Origin of the sequence: Micromonospora sp. GCM10011542 (genome assembly GCF_042650685.1) — a bacterium.
Taxonomy (GTDB): domain Bacteria; phylum Actinomycetota; class Actinomycetes; order Mycobacteriales; family Micromonosporaceae; genus Micromonospora.
Genome location: NZ_JBHSBO010000048.1, coordinates 38,946 through 59,591, shown reverse-complemented (window position 1 = coordinate 59,591; position 20,646 = coordinate 38,946). Strand labels below are relative to the sequence as shown.

Annotated in this window: 18 protein-coding genes and 3 pseudogenes; 13 read left to right on the top strand and 8 right to left on the bottom strand. The window is 74.2% G+C overall.

Features of this window, described 5'->3' with window-relative positions; genetic code table 11:
• Positions 1–73: 73 nt before the first annotated feature.
• Positions 74–1,552 (bottom strand): D-alanyl-D-alanine carboxypeptidase/D-alanyl-D-alanine-endopeptidase, encoded by a 1,479-nt coding sequence (dacB, locus tag ACFOW4_RS17625; RefSeq protein ID WP_377528992.1) that lies wholly within the window; start codon positions 1,550–1,552, stop codon positions 74–76.
• Positions 1,553–2,072: 520 nt separating this feature from the next.
• Here dacB and ACFOW4_RS17620 point away from each other — a divergent pair.
• Complete coding sequence (locus tag ACFOW4_RS17620; RefSeq protein ID WP_377513306.1) at positions 2,073–2,579, top strand: inorganic diphosphatase; 507 nt, start codon at positions 2,073–2,075, stop codon at positions 2,577–2,579.
• Positions 2,580–2,609: 30 nt separating this feature from the next.
• On the opposite strand, the pseudogene ACFOW4_RS17615 reads toward ACFOW4_RS17620, so the two are convergent.
• A pseudogene (locus tag ACFOW4_RS17615) lies at positions 2,610–3,401 on the bottom strand (type VII secretion integral membrane protein EccD); the annotation flags it as partial.
• A 19-nt stretch (positions 3,402–3,420) separates the two neighbouring features.
• Here ACFOW4_RS17615 and ACFOW4_RS17610 point away from each other — a divergent pair.
• The 4 genes and pseudogenes from ACFOW4_RS17610 to ACFOW4_RS17595 all read left to right on the top strand — a co-directional run.
• Positions 3,421–4,212 (top strand): annotated as a pseudogene (locus ACFOW4_RS17610) (FtsK/SpoIIIE domain-containing protein); the annotation flags it as partial.
• A gap of 74 nt (positions 4,213–4,286) precedes the next feature.
• Complete coding sequence (gene mycP / locus ACFOW4_RS17605; RefSeq protein WP_377528989.1) at positions 4,287–5,618, top strand: type VII secretion-associated serine protease mycosin; 1,332 nt, start codon at positions 4,287–4,289, stop codon at positions 5,616–5,618.
• Between the two features lie 55 nt (positions 5,619–5,673).
• Positions 5,674–6,465, top strand: coding sequence for a phosphatase PAP2 family protein (locus ACFOW4_RS17600; RefSeq protein ID WP_377528988.1), 792 nt, complete (start codon positions 5,674–5,676; stop codon positions 6,463–6,465).
• Between the two features lie 37 nt (positions 6,466–6,502).
• Complete coding sequence (locus ACFOW4_RS17595) at positions 6,503–7,222, top strand: phosphatase PAP2 family protein (protein WP_377528985.1); 720 nt, start codon at positions 6,503–6,505, stop codon at positions 7,220–7,222.
• 12 nt (positions 7,223–7,234) lie between these two features.
• On the opposite strand, the gene ACFOW4_RS17590 is transcribed toward ACFOW4_RS17595, so the two are convergent.
• The 6 genes from ACFOW4_RS17590 to ACFOW4_RS17565 form a co-directional block, all read right to left on the bottom strand.
• Positions 7,235–8,413: a MarP family serine protease gene (locus tag ACFOW4_RS17590; RefSeq protein WP_377528984.1), complete on the bottom strand. Its 1,179-nt coding sequence runs from the start codon at positions 8,411–8,413 to the stop codon at positions 7,235–7,237.
• A 63-nt stretch (positions 8,414–8,476) separates the two neighbouring features.
• On the bottom strand, positions 8,477–9,169 hold the full coding sequence (locus ACFOW4_RS17585) for an NUDIX hydrolase (protein ID WP_377528980.1): 693 nt from the start codon (positions 9,167–9,169) through the stop codon (positions 8,477–8,479).
• On the bottom strand, positions 9,166–9,831 hold the full coding sequence (locus tag ACFOW4_RS17580; protein ID WP_377528978.1) for a TlpA family protein disulfide reductase: 666 nt from the start codon (positions 9,829–9,831) through the stop codon (positions 9,166–9,168). The genes ACFOW4_RS17585 and ACFOW4_RS17580 overlap by 4 nt, the downstream gene beginning before the upstream one ends.
• Entirely contained in the window at positions 9,828–10,616 is a 789-nt protein-coding gene (nth, locus tag ACFOW4_RS17575; protein WP_377528976.1) for an endonuclease III, read from the bottom strand. The genes ACFOW4_RS17580 and nth overlap by 4 nt, the downstream gene beginning before the upstream one ends.
• A gap of 41 nt (positions 10,617–10,657) precedes the next feature.
• Complete coding sequence (locus ACFOW4_RS17570) at positions 10,658–11,830, bottom strand: CapA family protein (protein ID WP_377528975.1); 1,173 nt, start codon at positions 11,828–11,830, stop codon at positions 10,658–10,660.
• Between the two features lie 56 nt (positions 11,831–11,886).
• Positions 11,887–12,549: an adenosylcobinamide amidohydrolase gene (locus ACFOW4_RS17565; RefSeq protein ID WP_377528972.1), complete on the bottom strand. Its 663-nt coding sequence runs from the start codon at positions 12,547–12,549 to the stop codon at positions 11,887–11,889.
• Between the two features lie 142 nt (positions 12,550–12,691).
• On the opposite strand from ACFOW4_RS17565, the gene ACFOW4_RS17560 reads away from it, so the two are divergent.
• The 8 genes and pseudogenes from ACFOW4_RS17560 to ACFOW4_RS17525 all read left to right on the top strand — a co-directional run bounded on the left by ACFOW4_RS17560 (position 12,692) and on the right by ACFOW4_RS17525 (position 20,640).
• On the top strand, positions 12,692–13,369 hold the full coding sequence (locus ACFOW4_RS17560; protein WP_007466162.1) for a Crp/Fnr family transcriptional regulator: 678 nt from the start codon (positions 12,692–12,694) through the stop codon (positions 13,367–13,369).
• A gap of 321 nt (positions 13,370–13,690) precedes the next feature.
• A pseudogene (locus ACFOW4_RS17555) lies at positions 13,691–13,879 on the top strand (metallophosphoesterase family protein); the annotation flags it as partial.
• A gap of 194 nt (positions 13,880–14,073) precedes the next feature.
• Positions 14,074–14,433: a metallophosphoesterase family protein gene (locus tag ACFOW4_RS17550; protein WP_377529156.1), complete on the top strand. Its 360-nt coding sequence runs from the start codon at positions 14,074–14,076 to the stop codon at positions 14,431–14,433.
• A 249-nt stretch (positions 14,434–14,682) separates the two neighbouring features.
• Positions 14,683–15,288 carry a TetR/AcrR family transcriptional regulator gene (locus tag ACFOW4_RS17545; RefSeq protein WP_377528971.1) on the top strand — a complete coding sequence of 202 codons (606 nt, stop codon included), beginning with the start codon at positions 14,683–14,685 and terminating at the stop codon, positions 15,286–15,288.
• Positions 15,289–15,327: 39 nt separating this feature from the next.
• Entirely contained in the window at positions 15,328–16,140 is an 813-nt protein-coding gene (locus ACFOW4_RS17540; protein WP_377528969.1) for a TIGR03084 family metal-binding protein, read from the top strand.
• A gap of 56 nt (positions 16,141–16,196) precedes the next feature.
• Positions 16,197–17,849 carry an acyclic terpene utilization AtuA family protein gene (locus ACFOW4_RS17535; protein WP_377529146.1) on the top strand — a complete coding sequence of 551 codons (1,653 nt, stop codon included), beginning with the start codon at positions 16,197–16,199 and terminating at the stop codon, positions 17,847–17,849.
• Positions 17,846–19,042 (top strand): acyl-CoA dehydrogenase family protein, encoded by a 1,197-nt coding sequence (locus ACFOW4_RS17530; protein WP_377528967.1) that lies wholly within the window; start codon positions 17,846–17,848, stop codon positions 19,040–19,042. Before ACFOW4_RS17535 ends, ACFOW4_RS17530 begins: the two co-directional genes overlap by 4 nt.
• Positions 19,039–20,640, top strand: coding sequence for an acyl-CoA carboxylase subunit beta (locus tag ACFOW4_RS17525; protein WP_377528964.1), 1,602 nt, complete (start codon positions 19,039–19,041; stop codon positions 20,638–20,640). The genes ACFOW4_RS17530 and ACFOW4_RS17525 overlap by 4 nt, the downstream gene beginning before the upstream one ends.
• The last annotated feature ends 6 nt before the right edge of the window (positions 20,641–20,646 follow it).

The window sequence follows — 20,646 nt, the reverse complement described above, 5'->3', positions numbered from 1 at the left end:
CCCGGCCCGGGCTCGCGACGTCGATCGATGCCGGTACCGGCCGTCGGACCGCCACCGGGCGACGGGGCGGGCCCTAGCGGCAGCCGCAGGCGGCGAGCGCGGCGGTGATCCGGTCCAACGCGGGCTGGGCGGTGTCGGTGCCGCCGGGAACCCGGTCGGTGAGCACCGCGAAGGTGAGCAGCCGGCCGTCGGCGGTGGTGACCAGGCCGGCGATGGCGTGCACGCCGGTCAGCGTGCCGGTCTTGGCCCGGACCGTGCCCGCCCCGGCGGCGGTGCCGGCCTCGCGCTGGTACCGCTCGCCCAGGGTGCCGGACCAGCCGCCGACCGGCAGGCCGCCGAAGACGCCGGCCAGCTCCGGGTGGTCACCGCCGCCGGCTACCCGGATCAGGTCGGTCAGGAGCGACGGGCTGATCCGGTTACGGCGGGACAGGCCGCTGCCGTCGGAGAGGCTGATCTCGTCGGCCGGCAGGCCCAGCTCGCTCACCACCGCGTCCATCGCGGCCGCCGCCCCGTCGAACGAGGCCGGCTGGTTGCGGGCCAGCGCCACCTGGCGGGCCAGCGCCTCGGCGAGGAGGTTGTCACTTTCACTGATCATGATGTCGACCAGCCGGATCAGCGGCGGGGACTGCACGGTGCCCAGCTCGGTGCCGGGCGCCGGGGTTCCGCCGGTGCCGGCGGCCGGGGCGGCGCCCCGCTTGACCGTGTCGGTCGGCACGCCGAGCAGCCGGGCGAAGGCGCGGCCGGCGGCCAGGTCCGGCTCGCTGACCCGCTCGGCCCCCCCGCTGTCAGCGTCCGGGTCCCGGCGGGCGCCGTCGGTCATCAGCGCGGTCACCGCGCCGCCGTACCCGCCGGTGGGGATGTCGGCGTCCCAGCCCGGCCCGTAGACCGGGCCGGAGTAGACCGAGCCGTCCACGGTGACCCGCGTCGGGGCCGCGCCGCCGAGCGCGGCTCGCACCTGCGTGGCCAGGTCGTCAAGGCGGGCCGCGCCGGGGTAGTAGCCCTTCTTGCCCACGGCCAGCGTCGGGTCGCCGCCACCGACGATCACCACCTCACCGGGCGTCGCGCCGGCCACCGCCCGGGTGGGGATCCGGTACCCGGGGCCGCGCGCGGCGAGCACCGTCACCGCGGTCGCCAGCTTGGTCACCGAGGCAGGCACCGTGCCCTCGTCCGCCCCCTTGGTGAAGAGCGACTGGCCGGTGGTCACGTCGGCCACCGAGACGTTCACCCGGTCACCGAGGGCGGCCGCCCGGACCAGCGGGTCCAGCGCGGCGCGTACCCCGTCGGGGGTGGGCAGCGCGGCGTTCGGGTCCGGGCCGGCCAGCACGTCCGACGGGGCGGGCTCCTGGCTCGACCCGCCGGCGGCGGCCGAGGGCGCGCTGTCGTCGCCCAGCCAGCCGGCGACCGGCCCGGGTCGGGTCACCACGACCCCTACGCCGGCGAGCACCAGCAGCAGCACCAGCGTCAGCAGCACCGGCAGCCGCCGCCGTCGCTGCACGGCCGGTGGCGGGGCCGCGCCGCTGGGCGCGGGCAGCGCCGAGATCGGCGGGCCCACGGGTGGTGCGCCGGTCGGGATCCGGACGGTCGGTCGGGATCCGGACGGCGGGCCCAGCGGGGCCGGACCGGTCGGGATCGAGACGCCCGGGCCGGGTGGGACGCTTGCCGGGCGGTTGCCGCCGAGGACCGGGAAGCGACCCGTGTTCGTGCCGGCGGGAGCCGAACCGATCGTCGGTCGCCACGGCGGCGGCGCGGGACGCTCGGGTACCGTCTCCGGCACCGGGGCCGCTCCGTTCGGCGGCTCGGGGGTACGGGGGAACTGGGCTTCCGGCACCGGAACCCGCCCGGTGGCACCGCCGGACCCGGATCGTCCGGTAGCACGTCCGACGACCCCGTCCGGGCGGTAGTGTGAATCTTCCCTCCCCACGACCCCCTCCTTCCCCCGCGAAAATCGGCCTGGGTGACACTACTTCGGTCCGAAGACTATGCGGCGGCCGGAGCCGGCGGGTGGGCATTCACCTGTCCGGGAGGCGCCGGTGGTTCCGTTAGCCAGCGTGGGCAGACGAGGGAGCGTGCAGATGGATTTCGACGTGACGGTTGAGATCCCCAAGGGTCACCGGAACAAGTACGAGGTGGACCACGCGACCGGCCGGATCCGGCTGGACCGCACCCTCTTCACGTCCACCCAGTACCCGGCCGACTACGGGTTCATCGAGGGCACCCTCGGTGAGGACGGCGACCCGCTGGACGCGCTCGTGCTGGTGCCCGAGCCGACCTTCCCGGGCTGCCTGATCCGCTGCCGCACCATCGGCATGTTCCGGATGACCGACGAGAAGGGCGGGGACGACAAGGTCCTCTGCGTGCCCTACGAGGACCCCCGCCAGGAGCACCTGCGCGACATCCACCACCTCGGCGAGTTCGACCGGCTGGAGATCCAGCACTTCTTCGAGGTGTACAAGGACCTGGAGCCCGGCAAGTCGGTGGAGGGCGCGACCTGGGTCGGCCGCACCGAGGCCGAGGCGGAGATCCGGGCCTCGTACCAGCGGGCGAAGGACGCCGAGGCGCACGGCGACGCCGCGCACTGACAGCATCGACGTGACGGGCCCGGGGGCCGCTCAGACGAGCAGCCCTCGGGCCCGGTCGTACAGGTCGAGCACCGCGCAGGCGACCGGCACCACGGCCACCACCAGCGCCGTGTCGGTCAGGTCCGCGATCCGGCCCAGGTACGGCGAGACCGGCCTGCGGGCGTACCCGGTGCCGGCTGTGACGGCCACCAGAGCGAGCGCCGCCCCGCCGAGCACGAGAGCGAGCCGGCCGGCCCCCTCGGCGCGGTCGACCAGCACCGCGCCGAGCACCGCGTACCCGGCCAGCCCGGCGAGCACGGCCGGCACCCGGTGCCGCAACGCCACGAACAGGCGTGACCGCAGCAGCAGCACGGCCGACGCCACCGCCACCAGCACCACGCCGGCCGTCCCACCGGCCACCCCGAGCACCACCGCCGCGGCCACCGTCAGCACCGCGTGCCCGAGCAGCAGCCCGGTGAGCACCTCCTCGGTGCGGGCCACCGCCGCGTAGACCCGACTGCGGTCCGGAAGGTCCCGACCCCGCTCCGGCTGCCCGTCCGGAGCGGCGGCCGGCAGAGTGACCGGCGGCAGCGGCAGCTTGCCCAGCCGGATGGCCAGCAGCGGGATCGCCCCCACGGCGAAGACCAGCGCGCAGAGCAGCACCGCCGCGGTGCCGGCCGGGGTGAGCAGCAGCCCCCCGAGCGCCGCCGCGGCCCCGGTCAGCCCGATCGTCGCACCGGCCACGAAGACCCGCAGCCGGCTGGCGACGCCGAGCAGCGCGAGCAGTGACACCAGCAGCAGCGACATCGACCCGGCCAGCAGTTCGGGCGCGCCGACGAAACGCGGCGGCCCGAACGGCGAGCGGGTCGCCGGGAGTTGGTCCGGGCCACCGGCGCCCCGGGTGCGGCTGCTGCCGCCGGTGCTGCCGTACGCCGAACTGGACCTCGCCGCGACGACCGGGCTGCGCCTGCCGATCGGGATCGCCGAGGCGGACCTGCGCCCGGTGGTGCTCGACTTCGCCACCGAGCCGCACTTCCTGGTCTTCGGCGACGCGGAGTGCGGCAAGTCCGCGTTCCTGCGGGCGCTGGCCACCTCGATCATCACCCGGTTCACCCCGGAGCAGGCCCGGGTGATCCTGGTGGACTACCGGCGCAGCCTGTTGGGCACGATCGAGACGCCGCACCTGATCGGCTACGGCACCGCCGCCGCGCACACCGCCGACCTGGTCGAGTCGGCGGCCGGTTACCTGGAACGCCGGGCTCCCGGCCCGGAGGTGACCCCGCAGCAGCTGCGCGACCGGTCCTGGTGGTCCGGCCCGGAGCTGTTCGTGCTGGTCGACGACTACGACCTGGTCTCGGCCGGTCCGGCGAACCCGCTGCGGGCCCTGGAGGACCATCTGCCGCACGCCCGTGACGTGGGGCTGCACCTGGTGCTGGCCCGCCGCTCCGGCGGCGCGGGCCGGTCCCAGTATGAGCCCGTCGTGCAGCGGTTGCGCGAACTGTCCACCGCCGGGCTGGTGATGGCGGGCAGCCCCGAGGAGGGCGCGCTGGTGGGCCCCGTCCGGCCCGGTCCGCTGCCGCCGGGGCGTGGTCGCCTGGTCACCCGCCGGGAGGGCGTACGCCTGGTCCAGCTCGCCCACCTGCCGCCACCGTGAAGCGTCTGCCCGGTTCTCCCCGTGACACCCGGGGAAACCGGTAATCTCCGATCGTCATGGTTCCGTCGGGATGAATGGCTGAGTATGTGACTGGGGTTCGGCACAGCGGTCCGGCAGCGACCCGGCGGGTGACCGCGCGGACGCTGCTCGGGGTGGTGACGGCCGTGCTGGCCGTCGCCGGTCCGGCCGCACCGGCCGGTGCCGCGCCCGCCGGCGGTCAGCTCGGCGGCGCGCCGGTGGCGTTCGCGCCCGGTGACTCCGTAAGCCGCACCGATCAGGTGCGCGACGAGCAGTGGCAGCTCGACGAGTTGCGGGCCGAGACGGCCTGGCGCACCTCGACGGGGCGGGGAGTCACCGTCGCGGTGATCGATTCCGGAGTGGACGCCAGCCATCCCGACCTGACCGGCCAGGTGCTGCCCGGCATCGACCTGGTCTCCCCGGGCGGCGGCGAGCAAGCCGACCCTGTGGGACACGGCACCACGGTCGCCGGCCTGATCGCCGGCCGTAGCGACGACAAGCGCGGCGTGGTCGGGCTGGCGCCGGACGCGCGGATCCTCCCGGTGCGGGTGCTGGACGACGAGAACCGCTACGACGACGCGATGATCGTGGCCAAGGGAGTGCGCTGGGCCGTCGACAACGGCGCCCGGGTGATCAACCTGTCCCTCGGCGGCAGTGGTGACAGCCCGGCCCTGGCCGCGGCGCTGGACTACGCGTTCGCCCGGGACGTGGTGGTGGTCGCGTGCACCGGCAACCTGGCCACCTCCACCAGCAGCAAGGTCTGGTACCCGGCTCGGGAGCCGGGGGTGATCGCGGTCTCCGGTCTGGAACGCAGCAGCGACAACCTCTGGTCCGGGTCGATCACCGGCCGGGCCACGGTGCTCGCCGCCCCGGCGACCGGGCTGGTCGGCGCCCGTCCACCCGGCGGTTACTGGCGGGTGCAGGGCACCAGCTTCGCCGCGCCGCTGGTCGCCGCGACGGCCGCGCTGGTCCGGTCCCGCTACCCGCGGATGCCCGCCGGTGAGGTGGTCAACCGGCTGCTGGCCACCGCGCGGGACCTCGGCCCGACCGGCCGGGACGATCGCTTCGGGTACGGCCTGGTGGACCCGGTGGCCGCCCTGACCGCGCAGGTGCCCCCGGTGACCGCCAACCCGCTGGACGACCGCACCTCGCCCGGCGTGGCGGGTTTCGGTGCGGCACCCGGAGCGGACGACGACGCGGTGACCGGCGCCGGCGGAGACCCGCTCGGTCTCACCGCCCCACGGAAGCAGAGCCCGTGGACGGCACGGGCCGCGGGTGGCCCGGACGGCTCGGCGCCGGAGCGGCTCTGGACCGGCGCCGCGCTCTTCGTCGCCCTGGTCACCGGGGCGGCGCTGATGATCCGCCGGTTCCGTCAGCGCGCCCGCTGACCTCGGCCCGATCCCGGATGCCTGACCGTCGCGCGGCCTGGGTAGAACCGAGCGCATGAACAGCTCCGGCCCGAGCACCCTGGTTCCCGTCTCCCGCGCGTCCTGGCGGCGGCGCCGCCTGGACCCGGAGCATTCGCTGGGTCTGCGGCTGACCCTGGCGGCGACGGCGGCGTTCCTGGTGCTGGTGCCGTTCGCGCTGCTCGCCCTGCTGGTGCTGGGGGCGTGGCCACCGCTGCACCGGCTGGACGCGACGGTCACCGAAGCGCTGCACGGCTACGCGCTCGACCACCCGGCGTGGGTCGCGCTGATGCGGGTGTGGACGGAGGTGTTCGCGCCGATGCCGCTGCGCGGCGCCGCGCTCCTGGTGGTGATCTGGCTGCTGCGCCGGGGAGCACGCCGGCTGGCCCTCTGGGTGACCACCACCATGGCGGTGGGTGGGCTGCTCGGTCCGCTGCTCAAGCTGCTCGTCGGCCGCGACCGGCCGGATCTGCTCGACCCGGTGGCCCGGGCCGCCGGCTACTCCTTCCCGTCCGGGCACGCCCTGAACGCCACCCTGGCCGCCGGGGTGCTGCTGCTGGTCTTCCTGCCGTACAGCCGGCCCGGGCCGCGTCGGGTGGCACTCTGGGTGGCCGCGGTGCTGGTGGCCGTGCTGACCGGGGTGAGCCGGGTGGCGCTGGGCGTGCACTACACCAGCGACGTGCTCGGCGGCTGGCTGCTCGGCATCGCGGTGGTGGCGGCCACCGCCGCGGCGTTCACCAGTTGGCGGGCGCACGCCGGGCTGCGCCCGGTCCGGCCGACCCGCGAGGGCGTCGCTCCCGAGGTCGACGAGCATCCGGGCGCGGCCTGAGGCGTGGCGAACGCGGCGGACGGGTACTGGCCCGCCCATGTCCGAGACCGTGGTCCAGATAGTCCGGCGGGTGCTGCTGCCGGTAACCCTCCTGCTCGGCGTCATGGTGCTGCTCGGCGTGCTGGTCACCCGGGTCCTCGACCGGACGTGGCCGTTCACAGTGGAGGACGGAATCAACCGCGAGCTGGCGGCCGGCCGCACCGGCGGCTGGAACGACGTGTCGCTGGTGTTCAGCACCCTGGCCAGCACCCAGCTGATCGTGGTGGTCACCGTGCTGGTGGCGTTGGCGCTGCGGCTCTGGCTGCACCGCTGGCGGGAGCCGCTGTTCCTGTGCGCGGCCGTCACCGCGCAGGCGCTGGTGTTCCTGCTGACCACGATGGCGATCGACCGGCAGCGGCCGGCCGTGGAACACATGGACGTCTCGCCGCCCACGTCCAGCTTCCCGTCGGGGCACACCTCGGCGGCGGTGGCGCTCTACGTGGGCATCGCCGTGCTGCTGGCCCTGCGGTCGCGCCGCACCGGGGCGAAGGTGGCCTGGTGGACGCTGCTGCTGGTGGTGCCGCTGGGCGTGGCGCTGACCCGGATGTACCGAGGCATGCACCACCCGAGCGACGTGGTGGCGTCCTTCCTCAACGGCGGCACCTGCGTGGCCATCATGGCGCGGTCGGTGCTGGACCGCGGCGTGCGGTGGGGGCGGGCGAAGCTGCCCACCGTCCGCCGGCCCGCCGACGGGCCCACCGCCGCGACCGCCCGCTGAGGCCGACCAGCCTCAGGTGCACTCGCCGGTGCCGACGCCACGGGTGCGCTCGGCACCGGCCAGCGCCACCGGGCGGGCCTCGGCCGCGGTCACCGCGAAGCCGGTGTTGGGGTCGTCGGCCGCCGCCGCGAAGATGACGCCGAGCACCAGCCCGTTGGCGGAGACCAGTGGGCCGCCGGAATTGCCGCTGCGGACCAGCGCCCGGATCGTGTAGATCTCCCGGGTCACGTCGCCGGAGGAGTAGATGTCCGGCCCGGTGATCCGGTCGACGTCGCGGACCCGCGCCGACTGGGCGTTGTACGGGCCGTCCAGCGGGAAGCCGAGCACGATGGCGTCCGAGCCGCTGCCCGCCTTGCCGGCCGCGAACCGCATCGACGGGCCGGGCAGCCCGGGCACATGCAGCACGGCGAGGTCCCGGTCCGGGTCGTAGACCACCACCTCGCCGTCGTACCGGTCGCCGGCCAGCTCCACCGAGACCGAGCGGGTGCCGGCGACCACGTGCGCGTTGGTCATCACCCGGTCGTCGGCGTAGACGAAGCCGGAGCCCTCGATCCGGCGAGAGCAGCTGGGCGCCGAGCCGAGCACCTTGACCACCGACCGCTGGCCGTTGACCACCACCTGGGAACCGGCCAGCGCCGGGTCCGGCGCCTCGACCTGCCGGGCCCGGGTGGGCGCCAGGTCGCCGAAGACGTCCGGGAAGCCGTTGGTGTCGACGGTGTCGCGCAGGGCCGTGGAGAGCTGCTGGGCCTGGTCCGGCAGGACCCGGTCGACGACCGTGATCAGCGCGCTGTTGCGTACCGAGGCGGCCAGCCAGGGCAGTGAGGACGAGCCGAGCGGCACCGCGACCAGCCACGCGACCAGGAGCACGGCGAAGAGCGACACGAACGCGCCGCCGACGTCGTCGACCCGCTTGCCCACGTCGCTGGTGATCGTCTTGCGCAGGTGCGAGCCGAGCCAGCCGGCGAACGCCTGACCGACCACGGCCAGCCCGAAGACCGCCACCAGCGAGATCAACACCCGGGTGCCGCTGTCCACGAACTGGCGGGCCAGCAGCGGCCCGAGCTGGAGGCCCAGCAGCGCGCCCAGGAAGAAGCCCGAGAACGACAGGATTCCGATGACGAAGCCCTGACGGTATCCGCTGATCGCGAACACGAGCATGAGCAGCAGCAGGACGAGATCCACGGCGGACACGGGTCAAGCGTACGGGCAGGGCGCCCGCGTAATGACCATCGCTTGCGGAAGGTGACCGTCAGGTCAGCGCACGGCCCTCTCGTCGACCTCGTCGGTGCCGGCGGAGGGCGCCGGGGTGGCGCGGGTGGGCGGCAGCTCGACCACCCGGTCGGCCGACCACGGGCGGGCCCAGCCGCCCATCTCGAGCAGGGTGGCCAGCACCCCGGCGGTGAAGCCCCAGACCAGCATTCCGCGTGCCGAGAATGCCGGCCCGATCCAGCCGCTGGGGTGGCGGACCCGCAGTCGGTTGGCCGGGTCGACCAGCTCGCTGACCGGCAGCCGGGCCACGTGCGCCACCTCGGCCGGCTCTCGCGGGTGCACCGGGTGCGGGTCGTGCCACCAGGCCAGCACCGGGGTGACCACGAAGTCGCTGACCGGGATCCACAGCTTCGGCAGCTGGGCGAGCACGGTCACGCTGGTCGGGTCGAGCCCGACCTCCTCGTTCGCCTCGCGCAGCGCGGTGGCCCGCGCGTCGGCGTCCTCCGGGTCGGCCGCGCCGCCGGGAAAGGCGGGCTGGCCGGCATGGGTACGCAGGGTCGCGGCGCGTTGCAGGACCAGCACGTCCGGCCCGGCGCCGGGTTGCTCGCCGAGGAGCACCAGGACGGCGCTCTCGCGGCCGCCCTCGGCGGGGGTGGTCAGCCGGGTGAAGTCCTCGGCGCGGGCGGTGCCGAGCCGGCCCAGCAGCGGCTCGATCCAGTCCGGCGGGGTGCGGGTCACGCCGGGACCGCCACAGCCAGGTGCTCGCGGACCAGCTCGGCCAGCCGAGCGTCGTCGAGGGCGCCGCTGGCGTCGACGTGCCGGATCCGGCCCTGGCCGTCGACGAAGAGGGTCAGCGGGAAGGCGTTGCGCTTCAGCTCACGTTGCAGCGCGTTGCCCTGGTCGACGAGGGTCGGGAAGCGGACGCCGAAGTCCTCGCCGATGGACTGGGCGGCGGCGGTGCTGTCCTGGGTGTTCACGCCGATCACCTGGAGCTGGCCGGCGGAGCGCTGGCTGAGCCGCTGGAAGGCCGGCAGTTCCTTGCGGCACGGCGGACACCACGAGGCCCAGATGTTGATCACCGCGGGGCCGCGGATGTCGCGCAGGGCGACCGGGGCGCCGCCGGTGAAGCAGGGAACGGTCAGCTCGGGCAGGAGCGGCCCGGCATCCGCCGCCGGTCGGGCCGAGCTGGAGCCGGCCGGGGCCGCGGCGGGAGCACCGGTCGGGGCCGAGGCGGGAGCACCGGTCGGGGCGGCCGTCAGCGCGGCACAGTCGGCGAACGGTGACGGTCGTGCGGCCGTGGCCTGCCGCGTCGGCCCGGACGGCTCGGCGGGGTCGGCGGTGCAGCCGACGGCGCCGGCCAGCAGCAGCGGGACGAGCAGGACGGCGAGCCGGCGCTTCACGGCACCTCCGCCGCGACCGCCTGGGCGGGCACCAGCTCCGGGTCGACTCCGGCCGCCGCCGCGAGATCGCGCGCCCGGGGGCCCTTGAGCAGCTTGGCGGCGGCGGTGGGGTCGGTCGGCCCGGTGCCGTAGGACGGGCAGAGCCGGGCCAGCGTGCAGGCACCGCAGGCCGGCTTGCGGGCGTGGCAGACCCGCCGGCCGTGGAAGATGATCCGGTGCGACAGCATGGTCCAGTCGCGCTTCTCGTACAGCGCGCCGATCGCGTGCTCGATCTTGACCGGGTCGGTCTCGGTGGTCAGCCGCCACCGGTGGACCAGCCGCTGGAAGTGGGTGTCGACGGTGATGCCGGGGACGTCGAAGGCGTTGCCGAGGATCACGTTGGCGGTCTTGCGGCCGATCCCCGGCAGCGTCACCAGGTCGGCCAGCCGGCCGGGCACCTGCCCGTCGTACCGCTCGACCAGGGCCTGGCCCAGCTTCAGCAGCGAGTCCGTCTTGTTGCGGTAGAAGCCGGTGGGCCGGATCAGCTCCTCCATCTCGCCACGGTCGGCGCCGGCGTAGTCGGCGGCGGTCGGGTAGCGGACAAAGAGCTTCGGGGTGACCTCGTTGACCTTCTTGTCGGTGCACTGCGCGGAGAGGATGGTGGCGACGGCCAGCTCCAACGCGTTGGAGTGGTCCAGCTCACAGTGCGCGTCGGGGTGGGTCTCGGTCAGCACCCGGCCGATCTTCCGGGCACGGCGTTTGCGCCCGAGGTCGGTCTCGCTGGCAGCGGGAGGGCTACTGGTCACGACGGCCAGCCTACGTCGCGGCCCCGACGATGCCGTCCGGCTCAGCCCGCAGCGGGCGGGGAGATCTTGCCCTGCTCGTCGAACCGGGCCCCGGACCTCGGAAAGTCGGTGCGGCTCAACTCGGTGACCAGGCCCAGGCCCCGGTCGTTCGGGTCCATCGTCGGCTTGCCGGCGGAGTTCATGTACGTCGAGGTGAGCGAGCCGCCGGCCCAGCTGCCGTCCGGCTTGAGCGACACCTTCAGCACCCCGCCCCAGCCGAGCCGGCCCGTGTTGCTCAGTGAATTGCCGCCGCCAGCGAAGTTGCCCAGGCTGTACGCGATCAGCCGACCCTGGTAGAACTCCATGCCGCGCAGCACGTGCGGGCCGTGCCCGACGATCAGATCCGCGCCGGCGTCGATCATCGCGTGGGAGAACTTCACCGGGTCGCCGCGGTTCTCGCCGAGGAACATCTCGGTGCCCGGCTTGACCCGGGTCTTGTCGGCGCCCTCGCCACCCATGTGCACCTGCACCACGACCAGGTCCGCCATGGCGGCCGCCTTGGCGACCACCTCCTTGGCAGCGGCGATGTCGACGAGGCTGTTGGACCAGACGTACGACGAGAAGCCGGCGATCGCCACCTTGACGCCCTCGACATCGACCACGGTGATCTCGTCGGGGGCGCCGGTGTGCTTCAGGTCGTACTTCTCCAGCGCACGCTGGGTGTTCTGGTAGCCCTTGGGGCCGTAGTCGTAGCCGTGGTTGTTGGCCTGGTTGAGCACGTCGAACCCGGCGTCGCGCAGGTGCGCGGCGTACTCCGGCGGAGCGCGGAACTGGAAGCAGCGGGTGGAGTTGGCACCGCACTTGCCCGTGCCGGTGTCCACCGTCAGCGGCTCCTCCAGGTTGCCCATCACCAGGTCGGCCTCGAGCGCCTTGGTGACCGAGTCGAAGAAGCCCTTGCCGCCGGCGGCGGGCAGCCGGCTCGGCGCGTTGCCCATGATGATGTCGCCGGTGGCGGAGAGGGAGATCGCGCCGCCTCCACCGGAAGCGGAGGGGCTACCGCCGGGACGCGCCGTGGACACCGGAGCGCCGGTGCCACCGCCGCCGGCGCCCTGCTGCCAGACCGGGGCCTCGCCGGAGTCGCCGCAGCCGACGAGGAGCAGGGTGGCCAGCAGCGCGCCGAGGCCGAGAGCGGCGCGGCGGCGCGGGCGGGGCGCGGAGGGGGCGGAAGCATACATTGTCCGCGACCCTACCGGTCCGTATACGCGCCGACGAGGGCCGGTCGGTTGGAATTTCAGCCGGTCGGCCGGTCCGACCAGGGCACGACCGGCCGGGCGCCGCCGGCGAGCACCGCGGCGTGCACCGCCCGGGCCAGCGGAGCGCCCCAGGTCGAGCGCGGCCCGCCGTACGCCGCCTCCGGCCCGTCCACCGGGCAGAGCACGGTGACCGCGTCGGTTGGCGTGCCGGTGGCCGTCAACCCCAGCTCCATGATCGCCTGTGTCTTCGCCTCGGTCGCGGTGGCCACCGCGTTGACCAGCGCCGCGTCGCCGAGCCGGGCCGGCACGTACACCACGATGTTGACGGTGCCGACCCGCTGGGCGAGTGCGGCCGGGGTGGGCGCGGCGGCCAGGACCGGCGTGCCGAGCCCGACCGTCGCCCAGGCCCGGATCCCGGTGTCGGTCCGGGTCAGCACCTCGGCCACGTCGACGCCGGTCAGCAGCCCGACCCCGGGGCCGTCGAGGTCCAGGTCCGCCGCGAGTTCGGCCAGATGCCGCGCCGGGTCCTCCCGGTCGTACGACATCGGCACGGTCGCGTTCAACACCCAGTGCCGGACCCCGATCCCGCCGCCGAGCGGGCCGGTGCTGACCGCCCGTAGTGGGCCGTCGGCACGCCACACCAGCAGCGGAACGTCCCGCCCGTCCTCGGCGCGGCTGGTCAGGGTCGGCTCGCTCAGCACGTCGGGCAGGTTACGCCCACAGATCAAGATTCCAGGGGGCACCTCTGATTCAAGCTCATGTGCGCCTAGACTTGGCGGCGCGCGAGGGATCAGCGGACGGCGGACCCGGCCGACGGACGGCACGCGCAACCGGAGGTGCGCGATGGACGAGGTACTGGCCCGCAGCGGGATCTTCCAGGGTGTCGACCCGGAGGCTGCCGAGGCGCTCGCCAAGGAGATGGAGACGATCGAGGTCCGCAAGGGCGAGATCGTCTTCAACGAGGGCGAGCCCGGCGACAGTCTCTATATCCTGCTGTCCGGCAAGATCAAGGTCGGCCGCCGGGCGGCGGACGGCCGGCAGAACCTGATCGCGGTGATGGGTCCGTCGGACATGGTCGGTGAGCTGTCGCTCTTCGACCCCGGTCCGCGTACGGCGACCGCCACCGCGGTGACCGACACCCGGCTCGTGCGGCTGCGCAAGCAGGCGCTGCGGCCGTGGCTGAACAACCGCCCCGAGATCGCCGAGCAGCTGCTCCGGGTGCTGGCCCGCAGGCTGCGTCGGACCAACGACTCGCTCGCCGACCTGATCTTCACCGACGTGCCGGGTCGGGTCGCCAAGAACCTGCTCCAGATGGCCGGGCGCTTCGGCACCCGGGACGGCGGCGTGCTGCGCGTGACCCACGACCTCACCCAGGAGGAGATCGCCCAGCTCGTCGGCGCCTCCCGGGAGACGGTCAACAAGGCCCTGGCCGACTTCGCCTCGCGGGGCTGGCTGCGGCTGGACGGCAAGAGCATCATCATCCTGGACCCGGAGCGCCTCGCCCGCCGCGCTCGCGTCTGACCAGGTCAGGACGAACGTCCCCGGCCCGGCCGCCGTCGTGCGGTCCGGGTCGGTCCATCGGCGTCACGGCACGGAATCCTCGCGCCGCTGCGTCCTGTACGAGTCCTGCCGCCTGCCGAGCCGGGGCACGGGCCGCCGGTGTCGCCGCCGCTCGGCCTGGTTGCGCCAGCGCTGCCAGGTCCAGCGTGCCCGCTCCAGACTGGGCGAGCGCGGGCCCACGGTAGACGGCGGCGCCAACGTACGCGATGCCGACAGCCCGGGCGCGATCTGCCTGGCGCAGAATTGCTGGACCCCGGCCCGGGTCCGGGCCAGGCTGGGGCGATGCTCGAACGTGTCGCTGTCCTCTCCGACATCCACGGTGTGCTGCCCGCACTGGAGGCCGTGCTGGCCGAGCCGGACGTCGCCGCCGCCGACCTGATCGTGCTCACCGGCGACATCGCGGCGGGCCCGCAACCGGTCGAGGTGCTCGACCTGCTCGCCGACCTGGGTGACCGCGCCCGCTGGGTCAGCGGCAACGCCGACCGCGAGCTGGTCGAGGCCCGGAACGGCCGCCCGGCCTCGCTCGAGGTGTCCAACTGGGCAGCCGAACAGCTCCGCGCCGACCAGGTGGCCCGGTTGGCCGCGCTGCCCGCGACGGTGACGCTGGAGATCGACGGCCTCGGCCGACGCTCTTCTGCCACGCCACCCCCCGTGACGACGAGGAGATGGTGCTGGTCGACTCCCGAATGGAGCGCTGGGAGGAGGTGTTCGCCGGCCTCCCGGCCGAGATCGGGACGGTGGTCTGCGGCCACACCCACATGCCCTTCGCCCGCCTGGTCGACCGGCGCCTGGTGGTCAACGCCGGCAGCATCGGCATGTCATACGGGGGCTCGGGTGCCTGGTGGGCGCTGCTCGGGCCGGGTGTGCAGCTGCGCCGGACCCTCTTCGACGTGGACGCGGCCTGCGCCCGGGTGGCCGCCGAGTCCACCTTCCCCGACGCCGTCGCCTGGGCCGACGAGTACCTGCGCTTCCAGTACAGCGACGCGGAGGCGCTGGCCGTCTTCGCCCCCCGCGACGGCCGCTGACCCGTCACTCCGGCCGGGCGGCCGGCCTCCATCCGGCCAGCGGCACCTGCCCTGCCGTGCCCTGCTCGGTCGGACAGCGCAGGCGGAGGGTGGCCTGGGTGGTCCCCCATATCTGGGGCAGCTCAACAGGCCGCCATGCTCGGGGCCCCGGCAACGCTGATCGGCACCGCGAAACCCACCGAACGTTGCCACTAGCCCGCCGAAAAAGTCAGGCTTGACTGTTTGTTTTCTGGGCGGCACGCTGTCCCCGTGTCCACCGCATCGACGCGCGTCCCTCAGCAGGAGCGCAGTCGGGCCACCCAGGCCCGACTGCTGGAGGCGACCGTCGACTGCCTGATCGAGCGTGGCTGGTCCGGCACGACCACGACCGTGGTGGCGGCCCGGGCCGGCGTCTCGCGCGGCGCGCAGCTGCACCACTACCCAACCAAGGCCGCCCTGGTCACGGCCGCCGTGGCGCACCTGGCCGAGCGGCGGGCCGGCGAGCTGCGCACCGAGGCGGAGGCACTGCCGGCCGGCCCGCAACGACTGGACCGGGTGATCGACCTGCTCGGCGCGGCCTTCACCGGGCCGCTCTTCGTCGCCGCCATCGAGCTCTGGGTCGCCGCCCGCACCGACCGGGAGCTGCGCGACGCCCTGGTGCCGTTGGAGGCCCGGCTCGGCCGCGAGATGCACCGGCTCACCGTCGGTCTGCTCGGCGTGGACGAGCGCCGGCCCGGCGTCCGGGAGGCGGTGCAGGCCACCCTCGACCTGCTGCGCGGGCTGGGTGTCGCCAACCTGCTCAGCGATGACTCCACCCGGCGTACCGCGCTGCTGACCACCTGGAAGCGCCAGCTCGCCACCCTGCTCACGCCCTAACCCGCCGGCCTGCGCCGGCCCGCACCGACCGGAGGCACCATGGTCGATCTCAGCGACCTGCTCGCGGACCTGGCCGACGAGTCCGCCCAGCTGGACGCCCTGGTGAGTCCGCTGCCGCCGGCCGGCTGGGCGCGGCCCACCCCCGCTCCCGGCTGGAGCGTCGCGCACCAGATCGCCCACCTGGCCTGGACCGACCACGTGGCGCTGCTGGCCGCCACGGACGCGGCGGCGTTCTACGAGACGGTCACCACCGCACCCGATCCCGCCCGGCTGGTGGACGACGGCGCGGAGCAGTTCCTCGCCCCACCGCCGGAGCTGCTGGCCCGCTGGCGGGCCGGCCGGGCGGCGCTCGGCGACGCCCTCGCCGCCGTTCCGGCAGGCGAGAAGCTGCCCTGGTACGGCACCCGGATGTCGGCCACCTCGATGGCCACCGCCCGGATCATGGAGACCTGGGCGCACGGCGAGGACGTGGCCGACACGCTCGGCGTGGTCCGTCCCGCCACCGACCGGCTCCGGCACATCGCGCACCTCGGCGTGCGTACCCTCGGGCACGGTTTCGCCGCGCACGGCCGCGAGGTGCCGACGGTGCCGGTCCGGGTCGAGCTGGCCGCACCCTCGGGCGACACCTGGAGCTGGGGGCCGGCAGACGCCGCCGACCGGGTGACCGGGCCGGCCCAAGACTTCTGCCTGCTGGTCACCCAGCGCCGACACCGCGCGGACCTGGCGCTGGTGGCCACCGGCCCGGTCGCCGACGAGTGGCTCGACATCGCGCAGGCCTTCGCCGGCCCGCCCGGAGCCGGCCGGGAAGCGGGAGCCGGGGCCACCGTCGCGGGGAGCGAGGTACGCGCGTGATCCGCATCGGCAACGCCTCCGGCTTCTACGGCGACCGGGCCAGCGCCTGGCGGGAGATGCTCGACGGCGGCGAGCTGGACGTGCTGACCGGGGACTACCTGGCCGAGCTGACCATGCTCATCCTCGGCCGGGACCGGATGCGCGACCCGTCGCTGGGCTACGCGAAGACCTTCCTGCGCCAACTCGAGGGCACGCTCGGCACCGCCCTGGACCGGGGCGTGCGGATCGTGACCAACGCCGGCGGCCTCAACCCGGCGGGCCTGGCCGCCGCGATCGGCGCACTGGCCGACCGGCTCGGCCTCGCCGCCCGGATCGGGTATGTCGAGGGCGACGCGCTCCAGCGACCGGACGCGCTGACCGCGAACGCCTACCTGGGGGCGTTCGGCATCGCCGCCTGCCTGGACGGCGGGGCGGACGTGGTGGTCACCGGCCGGGTCACCGACGCGTCGCTGGTCGTCGGTCCGGCCATCGCCCGCTACGGGTGGGGTCGCGACGACCTGGACGCGCTGGCCGGGGCGACCGTGGCCGGGCACCTGATCGAGTGCGGGGCGCAGGTCACGGGCGGCAACTTCAGCTTCTTCACCGAGTTGCCCGACGGGGGGCACCGTCCCGGCTTCCCCATCGCCGAGGTGCACCCCGACGGCTCGTCGGTGATCACCAAGCATGCCGGCACCGGCGGCGCGGTCACCGTGGAGACGGTCACCGCCCAGCTGCTCTACGAGGTCGGCGGGCCGGAATACCTTGGACCGGACGTGGTGACCCGATTGGACAGCGTGACGCTGCACGCCGACGGACCGGACCGGGTCCGGGTCTCCGGCGTCCGGGGCACCCCGCCGCCGGCGACGCTCAAGGTCGGCGTCAACAACCTCGGTGGCTTCCGCAACTCGATGACCTTCGTCCTGTGCGGGCTGGACATCGAGGCGAAGGCGGCCCTGGTCCGGGGGCAGCTGGAGGAAGCAGTCGGCAAGGAGGGGCTGGAGGTCGTCCTGGCCCGGACCGACCACCCGGACGCCGCCGACACCGAGACGGCCAGCGCCCTGCTGCACGTACACCTGCGCGACAGCGACAAGTCGCGCGCCGGGCGGGCCTTCTCGGCCGCCGCGGTGGAGCTGGCGCTGGCCTCGTACCCCGGCTGCACGCTGACCACCCTGCCCGGCGACGCGACCCCGTACGGCGTCTTCACCGCCGACGCGGTGCCGCAGGACTCCGTGGCGCATGTCGCGGTGCTGCCCGGCGGCGAGCGGGTGCCGATCGCCCCGCCGCCGACCACGTGTTTGCAGGGGCCCCTTGTACAACAGGATCCGATAACAGGGGGCCCTTCCTTACCTGCGGCCGCTAGCCGGCGCGGGGTGCTCGGGGAGCTGGTCGGCGCCCGCTCGGGGGACAAGGGCGGCGACGCCAACCTCGGCGTCTGGGCCGGCACCGACGCCGGGTACGACTGGCTGCGAGCCTGGTTGACCGTCGGGCGGCTGGCCGACCTGCTGCCGGAGACCGCGCCGCTGCGGGTGGAGCGGTACGAGCTGCCGAACCTGCGGGCGGTCAACTTCGTGATCCGGGGGCTGCTGGGGCAGGGGGTGGCCGCGTCCACCCGGTTCGACCCCCAGGCCAAGGCGCTCGGCGAGCTGCTCCGGTCCCGGATCGTCGACCTGCCGGCCGACCTGGCGACCGGGCCGGACCGCCCGGCCGATTCGGACGGAGAGGCGGTGTGAGCATCGTGGACACCCCGGAGCGGCGGCAGCTGCGCGAGCTGACCCGGGCGTTCGTCACCCGGGAGGTGCTGCCGCACCTGGACGACTGGGAGCGGGCCGGCGAGGTGCCCCGGTCCCTGCACGCCACCGCCGCGAAGCTGGGCCTGCTCGGCATCGGCTTTCCCGAGTCGGTCGGCGGCAGCGGCGGCGACCTGCTCGACTCGATCCTGGTCACCGAGGAGCTGATCCGCTCCGGCGGCTCGTCCGGTCTGGTGGCCGCGCTGTTCACGCACGGCATCGCGCTGCCGCACATGGTCGCCGCGGCGGGCAAGCGCACCGGCGGCACCCTCGGCGGGCGACTGGGCAGCGACGCGACGTCCGGCGACGACGACCTGATCGATCGGTACGTCCGCCCCACCCTGGCCGGGACGATGATCGGCGCACTGGCGATCACCGAGCCGGACGGCGGCTCGGACGTGGCGGGCATCCGCACCACCGCCCGCCGCGACGGCGACCACTACGTGGTGAACGGGTCGAAGACGTACATCACCAGCGGCCACCGGGCGGACTTCGTGACCACGGCGGTCTGCACCGACTTCCCGGGCAGCGGGGAGCTCACCCTGCTGGTCATCGACAAGGGCACCCCCGGGTTCACCGTGGGTCGCCGGCTGGAGAAGCTCGGCTGGCACTGCTCGGACACCGCCGAGCTGTCCTTCGTCGACGTCCGGGTGCCGCTGACGAACCGGATCGGCGCGGAGGACACCGGCTTCCTCGCGATCATGCAGCACTTCGCGGCCGAGCGGCTCTCCCTCGCCACGCAGGCGTACGCCACCGCGCAGCGCTGCGTGGAGCTGGCGGTGCGCTGGTGCCGGGACCGGGAGACCTTCGGTCGCCCGCTGGCCAGCCGGCAACTCATCCGGCACCGGCTGGCCGAGATGCACACCCGGGCCGAGGCCGCCCGCGCGTACGTGCACGAGGTGGCCCACCGGGTGGTGGCTGGCGAGCCGGTGGTGACGGAGGTGGCGATGGCCAAGAACGTCGCGGTGGCCGCCTGCGACCACGTCGTCGACCAGGCGTTGCAACTGCACGGCGGCTTCGGCTACCTGCGCGACGCCGAGGTGGAGCGGCACTACCGGGACGCCCGGATCCTCGGCATCGGCGGCGGCACCACCGAGATCATGAACGAGATCATCGCGAAGGGCATGGGCCTATGACCACACTGGACAACACGGTGGACCCGTCCGCGCCCGGGTTCGTGGCGAACCGGGCGGCGCTGCTGGAACGACTCGCCGAGCTGGACGCGGCGCTGGACCAGGCCCGCGCGGGCGGCGGCGAGAAGTACGTGACCCGGCACCACGCTCGCGGCAAGCTGCTCACCCGGGAGCGGATCGAGCTGCTGCTGGACCCGGACAGCCCGTTCCTGGAGCTGTCGCCGGTGGCGGCGTACGGCACGGACTTCCCGGTCGGGGCCAGCGTGGTGACGGGCATCGGGGTGGTCGAGGGCGTGGAGTGCCTGATCGTCGCCAACGACCCGACGGTACGCGGCGGCGCCGTCAACAAGTGGTCGCTGGCGAAGACGCGGCGGGCCGGCGAGATCGCCCTGACCAATCGGCTGCCCATGGTGAACCTGGTCGAGTCGGCCGGGGCGGACCTGCCCACCCAGGCGGAGATCTTCATCCCGGGCGGCCGGGTGTTCCGCGACCTGACCCGGCTCTCCGCGGCGGGAATCCCCACGGTCAGCGTGGTCTTCGGCAACGCCACGGCCGGTGGCGCGTACGTGCCGGGGATGTCCGACCACGTGATCATGATCAGGGACCGGTCGCAGGTCTACCTGGCCGGACCGCCGCTGGTGAAGATGGCCACCGGCGAGGTCACCGACGACGAGTCGCTGGGCGGCGCGGCCATGCACGCCGCGACCTCCGGTCTCGCCGACTACCTGGGCGAGGACGAGCGGGACGGCATCCGGGTGGCCCGGCAGTGCGTCCGCCGGCTCAACTGGCGCAAGCAGGGTCCGGCACCGCGCAACACGGTGCCGCAGCCACCGAAGTACGACCCCGAGGAGTTGCTCGGCATCGCCAGCGCGGACCTCAAGGTGCCGTTCGACCCGCGCGAGGTGCTGGCCCGGGTGCTGGACGGCAGCGACTTCGACGAGTTCAAGCCCGGCTACGGCACCGCGCTGGTCACCGGCTGGGGTGAGGTGCACGGATACCCGGTCGGGGTGCTGGCCAACGCCCGGGGCGTGCTGTTCAGCGAGGAGGCGCAGAAGGCGGCGCAGTTCATCCAGCTCGCCAACGCCGCCGACACCCCGTTGATCTTCCTGCAGAACACCACCGGCTACATGGTCGGCACCGAGTACGAGCAGCGCGGCATCATCAAGCACGGCGCCCTGATGATCAACGCGGTGTCGAACTCGACGGTGCCGCACCTGACGGTCAACCTGGGCGCCTCGTACGGCGCCGGCAACTACGGCATGTGCGGGCGGGCGTACGAGCCACGGTTCCTGTTCACCTGGCCGAACGCCAAGTCGGCGGTGATGGGCCCGACGCAGTTGGCCGGGGTGCTGTCCATCGTGGCCCGCCAGGCCGCCGCCGCGCGGGGCCGGGACTACGACGAGGAGTCCGACGCCGCGATGCGGATGATGGTCGAGCAGCAGATCGAGTCCCAGTCCGGAGCGCTCTTCCTCTCCGGCCGGCTCTACGACGACGGGGTGATCGACCCCCGGGACACCCGTACCGTCCTCGGGCTCTGCCTGTCGGCGATCCACAGCGGACCGGTGAAGGGCGCCGACGGCTTCGGCGTCTTCCGGATGTAGAGGGGA